The sequence below is a fragment of the Bacillus sp. FSL R9-9834 genome (assembly GCF_038006905.1).
GTDB lineage: Bacteria > Bacillota > Bacilli > Bacillales > Bacillaceae_G > Bacillus_A > Bacillus_A pacificus.
The window spans coordinates 1455409-1467684 of record NZ_JBBOWD010000001.1 but is presented as its reverse complement, the minus strand read 5'-3'; the positions used below and the strand labels follow the sequence as shown (position 1 = coordinate 1467684).

The 12276-nt window shown below is 36.2% G+C and carries 13 protein-coding genes and 2 riboswitches; of the genes, 2 read left to right on the top strand and 11 right to left on the bottom strand.

What is annotated here, in order from left to right; genetic code table 11:
- Position 1 precedes the first annotated feature (1 nt).
- From cobA to MKY00_RS07675, 9 genes are all read right to left on the bottom strand, one after another.
- A complete protein-coding gene (gene cobA / locus MKY00_RS07715; protein WP_000521271.1) occupies positions 2 to 778 on the bottom strand; it encodes a uroporphyrinogen-III C-methyltransferase in 777 nt (258 codons plus the stop codon).
- Between the two features lie 86 nt (positions 779 to 864).
- On the bottom strand, positions 865 to 1065 hold the full coding sequence (locus MKY00_RS07710; RefSeq protein WP_000366912.1) for a DUF3906 family protein: 201 nt from the start codon (positions 1063 to 1065) through the stop codon (positions 865 to 867).
- Positions 1066 to 1075: 10 nt separating this feature from the next.
- Complete coding sequence (locus tag MKY00_RS07705) at positions 1076 to 2698, bottom strand: nitrite/sulfite reductase (protein ID WP_000119632.1); 1623 nt, start codon at positions 2696 to 2698, stop codon at positions 1076 to 1078.
- A gap of 11 nt (positions 2699 to 2709) precedes the next feature.
- Positions 2710 to 3303, bottom strand: coding sequence for an adenylyl-sulfate kinase (gene cysC, locus MKY00_RS07700; RefSeq protein WP_000380511.1), 594 nt, complete (start codon positions 3301 to 3303; stop codon positions 2710 to 2712).
- A gap of 12 nt (positions 3304 to 3315) precedes the next feature.
- The gene (sat, locus tag MKY00_RS07695) at positions 3316 to 4452 is read right to left on the bottom strand and encodes a sulfate adenylyltransferase (RefSeq protein ID WP_016716989.1); all 1137 of its coding nucleotides are present in this window, start codon (positions 4450 to 4452) and stop codon (positions 3316 to 3318) included.
- Between the two features lie 38 nt (positions 4453 to 4490).
- On the bottom strand, positions 4491 to 5195 hold the full coding sequence (gene cysH / locus MKY00_RS07690) for a phosphoadenylyl-sulfate reductase (RefSeq protein ID WP_016716988.1): 705 nt from the start codon (positions 5193 to 5195) through the stop codon (positions 4491 to 4493).
- A gap of 86 nt (positions 5196 to 5281) precedes the next feature.
- The gene (locus tag MKY00_RS07685) at positions 5282 to 5425 is read right to left on the bottom strand and encodes a YezD family protein (RefSeq protein WP_000116161.1); all 144 of its coding nucleotides are present in this window, start codon (positions 5423 to 5425) and stop codon (positions 5282 to 5284) included.
- Positions 5426 to 5497: 72 nt separating this feature from the next.
- Positions 5498 to 5606, bottom strand: a riboswitch (SAM riboswitch).
- Between the two features lie 117 nt (positions 5607 to 5723).
- On the bottom strand, positions 5724 to 7040 hold the full coding sequence (gene lysA / locus MKY00_RS07680) for a diaminopimelate decarboxylase (protein WP_016716987.1): 1317 nt from the start codon (positions 7038 to 7040) through the stop codon (positions 5724 to 5726).
- Positions 7041 to 7220: 180 nt separating this feature from the next.
- Positions 7221 to 7402: riboswitch (Lysine riboswitch) on the bottom strand.
- An 89-nt stretch (positions 7403 to 7491) separates the two neighbouring features.
- Positions 7492 to 7941, bottom strand: coding sequence for a DUF3888 domain-containing protein (locus MKY00_RS07675; protein WP_016716986.1), 450 nt, complete (start codon positions 7939 to 7941; stop codon positions 7492 to 7494).
- A gap of 200 nt (positions 7942 to 8141) precedes the next feature.
- Here MKY00_RS07675 and MKY00_RS07670 point away from each other — a divergent pair, with 200 nt between their 5' ends.
- A complete protein-coding gene (locus MKY00_RS07670; RefSeq protein ID WP_016716985.1) occupies positions 8142 to 10028 on the top strand; it encodes an LTA synthase family protein in 1887 nt (628 codons plus the stop codon).
- 181 nt (positions 10029 to 10209) lie between these two features.
- Positions 10210 to 10911 carry a CDP-diacylglycerol--serine O-phosphatidyltransferase gene (gene pssA, locus MKY00_RS07665; RefSeq protein ID WP_000285422.1) on the top strand — a complete coding sequence of 234 codons (702 nt, stop codon included), beginning with the start codon at positions 10210 to 10212 and terminating at the stop codon, positions 10909 to 10911.
- A gap of 32 nt (positions 10912 to 10943) precedes the next feature.
- Here the strand turns inward: pssA and MKY00_RS07660 are convergent, their stop codons facing one another.
- Both MKY00_RS07660 and MKY00_RS07655 read right to left on the bottom strand, forming a co-directional pair.
- Positions 10944 to 11915, bottom strand: coding sequence for a 2-hydroxyacid dehydrogenase family protein (locus MKY00_RS07660; RefSeq protein ID WP_001062826.1), 972 nt, complete (start codon positions 11913 to 11915; stop codon positions 10944 to 10946).
- Between the two features lie 146 nt (positions 11916 to 12061).
- Positions 12062 to 12229, bottom strand: a complete 168-nt coding sequence (locus MKY00_RS07655; RefSeq protein ID WP_000240694.1) for a DUF4025 domain-containing protein — start codon at positions 12227 to 12229, stop codon at positions 12062 to 12064.
- Positions 12230 to 12276: the final 47 nt, after the last annotated feature.

The following is a 12276-nucleotide window of genomic DNA, read 5'->3' as shown; positions in this document are numbered from 1 at the left end:
TTTATAACACTCCACTTACTTGATACGTACTTTCTGTCTGTTTCTCAAACCAATGGATTTTTTCTCTAAAACGGACGACTTCTCCAATTACAATCATGCTTGGATTTTGAATTTGTTCTTTTTTCGCAACATCTACAATTGTTCCTAACGTCCCAACAACTGTACGCTGCATAGATGTCGTTCCCCGCTCAATAATAGCAGCAGGCGTACTTTTATCTTTTCCATGCTTTATCAGTTGCTCACATATGTAGGGTAAATTGCTAACCCCCATATATACAGCTAAAGTCTCTACACCTTTCGCTAAATTTTCCCACTTCACATCCTCTTCAGCATCTTCTTTTCTATGCCCTGTCACAATAGCAAAACTTGCACTTGCATCACGATGTGTCACTGGAATACCAGCATAAGCAGGAGCAGCTATTCCAGCTGAAATACCAGGAACGATTTCAAACGGTACACCTTGCTTTGCTAACGCTTCAGCTTCTTCTCCTCCTCTACCAAATACAAATGGATCGCCACCTTTTAGCCTCGTTACAACTTTTCCTTTTTTCGCATATTTAATAAGAAACGTGTTAATTGTCTCTTGCTTCATCGTGTGATAATTTGGTAGTTTTCCGCAATAAATTAAATCCGCTTCAGGCTTTGCATAAGAAAGCAATTCTTTATTCACGAGACGGTCGTATAAAATAACATCTGCTTTCTCAATGCATTTCAATCCTTTTACAGTAATTAAATCTGGATCACCAGGGCCCGCTCCAACGATATATACTTTTCCCATCATCTCTCCTCATTTCTACTATTAAAGTGAAACTTCCATCCTTATATAGGAATGGAAGTTTTCATTTCTTAATATTTCAATGTTCCTTACTCATGAATAACAAAGGCTGCGCTTTTTCGAATCTTCTTTTTTTCAAATAAAGCAATCTCCTTTACTTCTGGTAACGGTAAAAAATGTTTTTCAAGCTCAATCTCCGCCATCTTAAATGCCTGTTCTTCACTTTCAGCAACAACAACAATCGGAACAATGCTATTCACTAATACCGCTTCAAATCGATATAAATCCATATTGCCCCTCCTAAGACGCTATTACTTCTTCTAACACGTTATTTAACGCTGTTTGTAATGTCTCTACACCAACACGGCCTACAAAATCATAAAACGTTTCAGCTGGTAATTTATTTTCTTTGAAATAACTTATAAATGATGCGAGTACATCAGGTAGATCCTCGCCATCTATTTTTCCTTTTAACTTTTGATTATAAGCACCACCATCTAACAGCGTTCCACCTACATATATTTCAAATGCTTCAACAATTCCTTTTTCCTTCGTTTTCATTTTCACACCTTGCAATCCAATGTCAGCAATTTGACGTTGACCACATGAATTCGGGCATCCTACCATATGAATACGAACCGGAACATCGAGTGCCATTTGTGTATCTAAGTATTCGGCAATTTTTCGTAATCTTTCTTTCGTTTCTACTAATGCAAGATTGCAATATTCAATACCAGTACAAGAAACCGCGTGACCAATAAACGATTTCGGATTTGCTGATATCGCTTCAAACAACGGCTCATTTAGCAAGCCAGTTACATTTTCTGGCGGAACATTCGGAATAATGAAGTTTTGTGAATTACATGTACGAATTTGTCCATTTCCATATTGTTTAGCAATTCTTGCAATCTCAAACATTTCTTCTGCATGTAGGCGTCCTACTGGCACATTAAAACCTACATATTTTAGTCCATCTTGTTTTTGGTCTTGGACACCATAAAAGTATCCCGCATTCCAGCCTTTAAGAGCACTTTCTCCTTTACTTTGTAATGGTCCTGTATATTCTATTAGTTTCTCTTTAAACTTCTCTGCTCCCCAGTCTGCAACAAGAAATTTCAAACGGGCTAAATGACGTTTTTCACGATATCCAAAATCACGGAATATCGTAGCAATCGCAATTGCTACCGCCTTCACTTCTTCTGGTAAAACGAATACATCTAATTCATCAGCTAAATATGGACGGGCTGATAACCCACCGCCTACTTTTATATGAAAACCAACTTTTTTCTCACCATCTATTTCTTTCGTTGCAGGTGTAAATGCAACACAGTTAATCTCTGCGTTTGCTGAATTATAAATGTTAGAACTAATAGACATTTTAAATTTACGTGGTAAGTTAGAAAATTCTTCATTATGCTGGAAATAATCATATACCTCTTTTACAATGCCAGTTGTATCAAATAGTTCATTTGCATCAATACCAGCAAGTGGATTCCCCGTAATATTACGCGTTATATCACCACACGCCCCAGCTGAAGATAACCCAACCCTTGCTAATCTTTTAAAAATATCTGGAATTTGATGAATTTCTAACCAATGAAACTGAATTGCCTGTCTTGTCGTAATATCTATTACGTCACGTCCATAATCCTCAGCGATAGAAGCAAGCACTTCTGCCTGTGCATTCGTAATAATGCCAGAAGGGATATTTACACGCATCATAAAATAACCAGCTTCCTTCGGTCTTTGTAAGTACAACCCTGCCCATTTGAATGCGTCCCACTCTTCTTTCGGAATAGATTCGAAGCCATTCTCTGCATAGTAAGGAATATCATTAAAGATTTCCAATCCATCTTTTTTTAATTTATTTTTCTCAGTTTGATTTAATTTTTCATTGTTAGCCCATACTTTTTCATAACTCATTTTTTATCCCCCTATATAAAACTACGCTCTTGTAAGTACTTCACGATTTGTTCTGCACATTCTTCAATAGAATACTTGTGCGTTTCTACAGTTAATTCCGCTTGCTCTGGTTCCTCATACGGTGAATCGATACCTGTAAAATCTTTAATATCACCTTTTCTTGCTTTTTTATAAAGTCCTTTCGGATCACGTTTCTCACACTCTTCCATTGGACATTTTACAAACACTTCTATAAATTCATCTGCAGCTAATAGATCTCTAACTTGTTTTCGGTCTACTCGAAACGGTGAAATAAACGCTGTAAGAACAACAGTCCCTTGATCTACAAATAGCTTCGCTACTTCGCCAATTCGTCTTATATTTTCCATACGATCACTTTCAGAGAAACCTAAGTCTTTATTTAAACCGTGACGTATATTATCTCCATCAAGTACATAGTTTCCAATATTCTTTTCAAATAGTTTACGAGCAACCGCGTTCGCTACTGTAGATTTACCCGAAGCTGATAAACCAGTAAACCAAATGACAAAACTATGATGCCCATTCTTCACTCTTCTCTCATCTTTTGAAACAGAAGCTGTATGCCAAGTAATATTCGTATCCATCTCATTCTCTCCCTATTCTGTTACTACTTCTTTTTTCAAACCTTTAATTAGTACCTCTACTACCTCTCTACGACTAAATGTACTTGGCGGAACCTCACCGTTTCTTAATAGTTCTCTTACTTTCGTACCAGATAAGATGACATGATCCTCTTTTCCATGCGGGCATGTTTTCGTTGAAGCCATCGCTTCACATTTCGTGCAGTAAAAACTATGCTCAAAAAATAACGGTGTAATCCCTAACTCTTCTACTGTAAAGTTTGTAAAAATTTCTTGTGCTTCATAAGTACCGTAATAATCTCCTACTCCTGCATGATCGCGTCCTACAATAAAGTGGGTACATCCAAAATTCTTTCTGACTAATGCATGGAATATCGCTTCCCTCGGTCCTGCGTAACGCATTGCTGCAGGAAATACACTTAAAAAGACACGATCTTTCGGATAGTAGTTTTGAAGTAATACTTCATAACTTTCCATTCTTACATCAGCAGGAATATCGTCCGACTTCGTTTCCCCAACGAGCGGATTTAAAAAGAGGCCATCTACAATTTCAAGAGCAGATTTTTGAATATATTCATGAGCACGATGTACCGGATTTCTCGTCTGGAATCCAACTACTGTTTTCCAACCACGTTTTTTAAATTCTTCTCTCGTTTCAATTGGATCTAAATGATAAGAAGGAAACGGATTATTTTCAAAACGTTTCGTCAGAACAATAGCTCCTCCGACGTAAACGTTCGGTCGTTCGTATAATTTTTTCACTCCTGGATGAGCCTCATCCGTCGTTTTATACACTAGTAACGCTTCTTTTTCCTTATCAGGCACAAAAATATCTTCTATTTGAATGACACCATATACATTTCCACCGTTAACAAGTTTTACTTCCTCTCCAACTTTTAGCGTCTCTGCTACCTCTTCTGTTACTGGTAATGTAATAGGTATACTCCAAACACTTCCATTATTTAAACGAAGCGTTTCTACAACCGAATCATAATCTTTCCTTCCTAAAAAACCAGTAAGCGGGCTATATCCCCCTGTCGCTAATAGTTCTAAATCACTTAATGCAATGTTGTCTAGCCCAATTTCTTTTTCAATTTGTGATACGTCGTATGTCTCGTCTATTCGATTTATTAATCCGTTTCTTGTACTCATTTTCTATACCCTCTCTTAGCTTTATTTTCAAATTCACCTTATTGATAATGAAGGCCACATTCAGTTTTTACTTTCCCGGCCCATCTACCATCTCTTGAATCGCCACCCTCTCCTACAGGTAACGTACACTTCTCACACCCAATACTTGGATATCCAATGTCATGTAATGGGTTATACGGCAAACTATGTTTGTATACATATCGCCATACCTCTTTCCACGTCCAATGAATGAGCGGACAAACTTTAATAGATCGAAAGCGATGATCTTGATTTATAAACTTTGTATGCTTACGGGTTTCTGATTGTTCCCTCCTCAGTCCCGATATCCACGCTTTTTCATTCGCTAATGATTCTTCTAAAGGCAAAATTTTTCTAATCTTACAACAGAGATTAGGATTGCTCTCCCATAGCTTGTCACCATGCAATCCGGCTTGTTCATCAAGTGTAAGTTTTGGCTGTTTTTCTATAATATTTAATGAAGGAAATCGTTCCCGCACTTTTTGAATTAATTCATATGTTTCTTGAAAATGTACGTTAGTATCTAAAAATACAACTTTAGCAGATGGATTTACTTGGTTAATAAGATGCAGCAGTACCATCCCTTCCACTCCGAAGCTACATGCGTATACAATTTCACTTTTATATTCTTTATAAGCCCAACTTAATACAGATAACGCGCCTTTCGTTTCATCTTCTTCTGAAAATGAAACATCATTTTCTTCCCACGTTTCATACGTCAACATGTTTTTTCCCCCTGTAAAAGCAAAAAGACGGTTTTAACCTAATGAAATAGGTTAAAACCGCCTCTAGTTTTTCTAGTCAGCGCTTTTTACTTTAAACGTACTTTTTCACTTTTCTCTAATTGAATGACTTTTCCATCTTGCACAACAATTGTAATTGAACCATATTTCATATCAGCAAGCATCGCTTCAATTTTCTCAGATACTTCCTCAAAATGTTCCCGTACGCTCACGCGAACAGCCCCCCTTTTTATTCATAAAAAAAATCTTTCCCATTTCGAAAAGACTGTTCGGTAATATATTTTACCTTATCTTTCAAAATGGATTCCATTTTGCTGGATTTAGCACCTTGCTTTCTATAAGCAGGTTGCCGAGCTTCGCCGGGCCAGTTCCCTCCGCTTCTCTTGATAAGCTTTGTATTTGTATTTTATCACAATTCTGATTTTTTTCAATCCTAGTTTTCCGATATATTTTAATTATTTTATTTTATAAAAAAGGAATTGCCCATCCGAACAACTCCTTTTTCCTCATTTAAACAAGTTCTTTAATACGTATGCGATCGTTCCCAATAATATTTTCATATGTTTCGCGCTCTACAACAATTTGTGATGTACCACCTTTCGCGAAGACGACAGCTGGTCTACGAATCCGATTATAATTATTCGCCATCGAGTACCCGTATGCCCCAGTACAAGAAATTGCTAGTAAATCCGCAGAAGCAACTTTCGGTAGATTAATATCCCAAATTAACATATCTCCACTCTCGCAGCATTTCCCTGCAATCGAAACAACTTCCTCGTTCTCATCATTCCCTCGATTCGCTAACATCGCTTCATAACGAGCGTTATATAAAGCAGGTCTTAAGTTATCAGTCATCCCACCATCCACTGATACATATTTCCGAATACCAGGAATGTCTTTCACAGATCCGACTGTATAAAGTGTCGTTCCAGCATCCCCTACAATGCTACGACCTGGTTCAACCCATATTTCTGGCAATGGATAATTACATAACGTAAATTGTTCTCTCACCGCACTTGTTACAGCTCGCACATACGTCTCAAGAGTTAATGGTGCATCGGACTCTGTGTAGCGTATTCCGAATCCTCCCCCTACATTTAGCACTTTTACTACATAGTTTGTTCGCTCTCTCACTGCTTCTAAAAATTGACGAAGAACTTCAATCGCTCGCACAAAGCCAGCCGTTTCAAATATTTGTGATCCGATATGTGAATGAATTCCTAACACGTTATAATTGGATTTTTGTAAAGCAAGCTCAATCGCCTGCATCGCTTGACCATTTGACACGCCAAATCCAAATTTTGAATCATCTTGACCTGTTGTAATATATTCATGTGTGTGCGCCTCTACTCCGGGCGTTACACGAATTAATATGTTCACAAATTTCCCATGTTGCACTGCTAAATCATGCAAAATTTCTAATTCTAAGAAGTTATCTACGACAAAACAACCAATATTCGCCTGAAGAGCCATCACAATTTCTTCATCTGTTTTGTTATTGCCATGAAAATGAATGCGCGATGCCGGAAATCCTGCTTGTAGTGCAGTATATAATTCTCCTCCAGAAACAACATCTAATGACATATTCTCTTCACGAGCTACTCGGCACATCTCCATGCACAAGAACGCCTTGCTTGCATATGCTACTTGATAAGAGAACCCACTTTCTTTAAAAGCACGATGAAACGCGCGGCACTTTCCTCGAATTGAATCTTCATCGTATACATAAAGTGGTGTTCCGTATTGTTTTGCTAGCTGCGTCGTATCGCACCCTCCAATTTCTAAGTGTCCTTGCCCATTGATTCGGCTTGTGCCGTGTAAATACATTTGAATTCCTCCCTTATTTCCTCTAAAACTCATAACCCCAATCTTCTATTCATTGCAGCACGCTTTTAGATAGACAAAAAACGCGCGGAACAATGTTCACACGCGTTTCTTATTAGGAAAAATATATATTGAAAAAATAAACGAGTTGTTATCTCCTCAAAATAAGAAACCGCATCAACATCTCCAAATAGCTCTCCATAAAATAAATCTTATGACAGTACTACATTTATTCAATGCAGTCCCAATATATGAATAAGATGGTTATTCTTATATTTCGGCAATAGTCCCTTTCAACCTATGATCACAGATCCCATTAAATCTCCCATAGCTTACTCTTTCCTATCGCGGCCTCTACCTTTGAGAGTAGATGAGGTAAGTCTATTTAATTTTCAAACATCTAATTGTTGCTATTAACAATACCAAAGGACCATTTTATTTGTCAAACAATTTTTTATATTGCTTTTTTACAGTTTAGTTTCGTATCGTTTGATAAGCGCTTTACTGAAACCTTTGTCACTTCCCATTCGCCTTCTTCGTTATTAAATGTAATCGTTACCTTCTCAAATGGTGGCGCAATTTTCCCTGCAACACGTTCATACTTCGTTACTTCAATAACTGCTTGAAATAAATATGTACCGCTATACACTTTTTTTAAACTAATAATTTTCGGGCATTGATAAGGCTTCAAGCTCCCATATTGTTTTTCAATTGCTTTATTTATTTTCGGAAATAAGACAGAATAAAGGGCATCTTCCATAAGAGGTGCATCATATTGAGCTACCGACACACTTGGTGAAGCAAAAAGTATAACACTACTGCATACTATAAAATATAATAAATTTCGCATTATAACCTCCGTATTGTTACACGATTCTTTCCGCGCACGATAATAATCATACATAGAAACTCCATTTTATTGTCTCCTACTGCCCTTTTTCTACTCAATTGTTATAAAAAAGTCCACAACTCTCTTTTATTTTCGTATAATGATACTCATAGTATAATAAACATAATAATAAAGGACTGTTCGTATATATAAAATGAGGCGCTAATCAAATCGGCCCACAAGAACCGTCATGCTTTTTAGGAGAGGAGTATATTATGCTACAACGTCTGTTTCCAAAACTGCGATTCGCACTCGTTGCAGTCGTTTTATTATGGATAAAAACATATATTGTGTACAAGCTAGCGTTTGATATTAAAATTGATAATTTCTTTGAAGAATTTATGCTTTTTATTAATCCACTAGCTGCGTTACTTTTATTTTTCGGTTTTGCTTTATTTGCATCTAAACACCGAAATCGCATTATAGTTGGAATTAGTTTTATACTGTCATTCATTTTATTTGGAAATGCAATGTTTTATGGGTTTTATAACGATTTCGTTACGTTTCCAGTATTATTTCAAACAAATAATATGGCTGATTTAGGGACGAGTATAAAAGAACTCTTTACGTATAAAACATTACTGTTATTCGCAGATGCGATCATCTTAATGTTTCTTTCGCGTAAATTCCCATCATTTTGCGACAAAACGCCGCTTTCCCGCTCTGAGAAGAGAATTTTCTTTAGCGGTGTAACTGCTCTATTAGCACTACAAATTGTTGTTTCCGTTATTTATAAACCACAAATGTTCTCACGCTCGTTTGACCGTCAAACTGTCGTGAAAAATTTAGGGTTATACACATATCATCTATTTGATATTACACTTCAATCTAAATCTTCAGCTGAACGTGTATTTGCAAGTGGGGACGGGTTTTCTGAAATTAAAAACTATACAGATTCAAAAGATAAGCAAGTTGACAAAAATTTATTTGGAGCTGCAAAAGGCAAAAATGTTATTTTAATTTCAATGGAATCTACACAAAGTTTTGTTATTAATAAAAAAATAAATGGAAAAGAAATTACTCCATTTTTAAATGAATTTATTAAAGATAGTTTTTATTTCGATAACTTCTATCATCAAACAGGACAAGGTAAAACTTCTGATGCTGAATTTATCGTTGAAAATTCACTTTATCCGTTAGACCGCGGTTCTGTATTCTTTACTCATGCAACAAATGAATATACAGCTACACCAGAACAATTAAAGAAATACGGATATTCTTCTGCTGTCTTCCATTCAAACGATAAAACGTTTTGGAATCGTGATGTAATGTATCCTGCACTTGGATATGATCGTTACTTTAATTTAAATGATTACGTAGGCACAGAACAAATGTCTGTCGGTTGGGGATTAAAAGATAAAGAGTTCTTTGAACAATCTATTCCAAAGCTAAAATCTTTACCACAGCCGTTCTATACAAAATTCATTACTTTAACAAACCATTTTCCATTTCTTCTAAATCCAGAAGATCAATATGTTGATGAGTTTAATTCAGAAAGTGGTGTTGTAAACCGTTACTTTCCAACTGTTCGTTACACGGATGAAGCTCTTAAACAATTTATTAAACAATTAAAAGAAGAAGGACTGTATGATAATTCCGTTATTGTCATTTATGGAGATCATTACGGTATTTCTGAAAACCATAACGCAGCTATGGCTCAGTTCCTTGGGAAAGACGCTATTACACCGTTTGATTCTATGCAATTACAACGTGTCCCTCTCATCATTCACGTGCCTGGTCAAGAAGGTAAAGTCATTTCTAAAGTGTCTGGTCAAATTGATATTAAACCAACGCTACTTCATTTACTTGGTATTAAAACAAATCAATCAGTTGAATTTGGAACTGACCTATTTATTAAAGAAAAAGACCCTCTTATGGTAATGCGTGATGGTAGCTTCGTTTCGGAAGATTATGTGTATACAAAAAACATGTGCTATAAACGAAACACAGGTGAAGAAGCAGACATCTCATTATGTCAACCGAATATTGAAAAAGCAAAAACAGAATTGAAACTTTCCGACAAACTCATTTATGGAGATTTGTTACGTTTCGATCCTAACAATCGGTATAAAACTGGAACTATGACAACGAACTTTGAATAATACAAGAAGCAACTTTATAAAAGTTGCTTCTTTTTTCACTTATTTTTCAAATCATTCTTCTATGAAATCTTTCACAAATTGGGAATTTCTTTCGTATGAGGAAGAAATTTATGGTATGATAAAATAAGTAAACTTTCATACACTAATTAAGAATTTATTACAGAAAGCAAGGGATCAGATTTTGTATAGAGCAGCTATTCCAAACTTATTTACGCTCGGAAATTTATATAGTGGATTCTTGTCAATCGGCTATGCATCTTTAGGATATTATAAATCAGCTGCTATTTTAGTACTTATCGGGATGATGTTAGATAGTCTTGATGGGCGTGTTGCTCGTTTATTACGTGTTGATTCACAAATGGGAAAAGAGCTTGACTCGCTTGCGGATGTCGTAACATTTGGTGCAGCACCTGCTGTTCTCATGTATTACACATCTTTCTCTAATTATGGAATCATCGGACTATACATAGCGGGGCTATTCCCTCTTTTCGGAGCATATCGTTTAGCACGATTTAATGTAACACCATCTTCTACTTCAATGAAATACTTCACTGGGGTACCGATTACAGCAGCGGGAGGGCTTGTTGCTTTCTTAACATTATTTTCACATACCATTCCAAAAATCGTTCTTATTACAGTATTTGTAACGTTCGCATTTTTAATGGTGAGCCGCATTCGTATCCCAAGTTTAAAAGATGTACCAATTCCACGATATAGCATCATTATTACACTATTTTTAGTGGGCATCATTATCACAATGTACCAAACAGGATTCGGTAATTTTTCTGTTTTCTTATTCATTGCTATTCCACTATATATTTTGTACATGCTATCTCAATTCCTTAGACAACGACCATCAAAAAGAGCAAATAAAGAAAAATAAAAAGAAACCTTCCGGAATCGGAAGGTTTCTTTTTATTTTGTAACGAATACTTTTTGATTGACAGGCGTTACAGGTTCTTCGCCATTTAATACAGCTAAAATATTTCTTACCGCCGTTTCGGCCATCGCATCACGCGTTTCGAATGTTGCATTTCCTACGTGAGGAGCAAGTACCACATTCTTTAATCCTTTTAGCTCTTCAGTAATTTTCGGTTCAAATTCAAACACGTCAAGAGCTGCCCCTTCAATTTCATTCGTTTTTAAAGCATGAGCAAGTGCCGCTTCATGCATAATTGGTCCACGTGAAGCATTTATAATATACGCTGTTTTCTTCATCATTTTGAACTGTTCCTCATCAATCATATGATGCAATTTCGGATTATACGCACAGTTAATTGTAATAAAGTCTGCTGTTTGTAATAATTCTTCCAATGTTACATATGTTGCTTCCAGTTCACTTTCAGCTTCGGGCTTTCGATTTGGTCCTGTATATAAAACATTCATTCCAAACGCTTTTGCACGCTTTGCAACTGCCTTTCCAATTTCTCCAAGGCCGATAATTCCAATTGTCTTACCATGTACTTCGCGGCCTAAGAAAAATAATGGAGCCCATCCGTTAAATCCAGTTGTACGGCATAGCGTATCACCTTCAGGAATTCTACGTGCAGCTGCTAAAAGAAGTGCAAATGTTAATTCCGCTGTCGCTTCCGTTGATACTTTCGGTGTATTCGTTACCGCAATCCCTTTTTCTCCGGCATATGAGTAATCAATATTATCGTAACCAGCACCGTAGTTTGCAACAATCTTTAAATTAGGTGCCGCATCAATCACTTCTTTTGTCACCTTTGTAGAAAGTAAGCTTAACAATGCATCTTTATCTTTTACACGTTCTGTTAATTCATCTAAAGAAATTAACTCCTCTTTATCATACATTTCTACATCATGATCTTTTAATAGTTCTAATCCGATTGCTGGAATTTTTCCTGCTACTAATATTTTTGCCACTATACTAACACCTCTTCTATACAAAATAGGATAGCTCTTATCTTTCATTGTAAGAAATCCACATATAAAAACCAAGGAATTTGATTATAGTTTTGAAAATCGACACTTTTCCATAAAAAAAGAGGAGATGCAAGTCTCCCCTCTTTTTACGCTTTTTCTTGCGATTGTTTTCCAAGCTTCACATCAATTGTTCCTTCTGCAACTGTATCACTAATTTGCTCCTCAATCACTGATTGAGATGTAGCATTCGTATCAGAAGTATACGCTTGTTGCTGTGCATCTTGTACATTTTGTTTATTTTGTTGTTTCACCATTTCTTTACCCTCCTTTTTATTCTTTCTTATTTTGAACAAAAAGATGG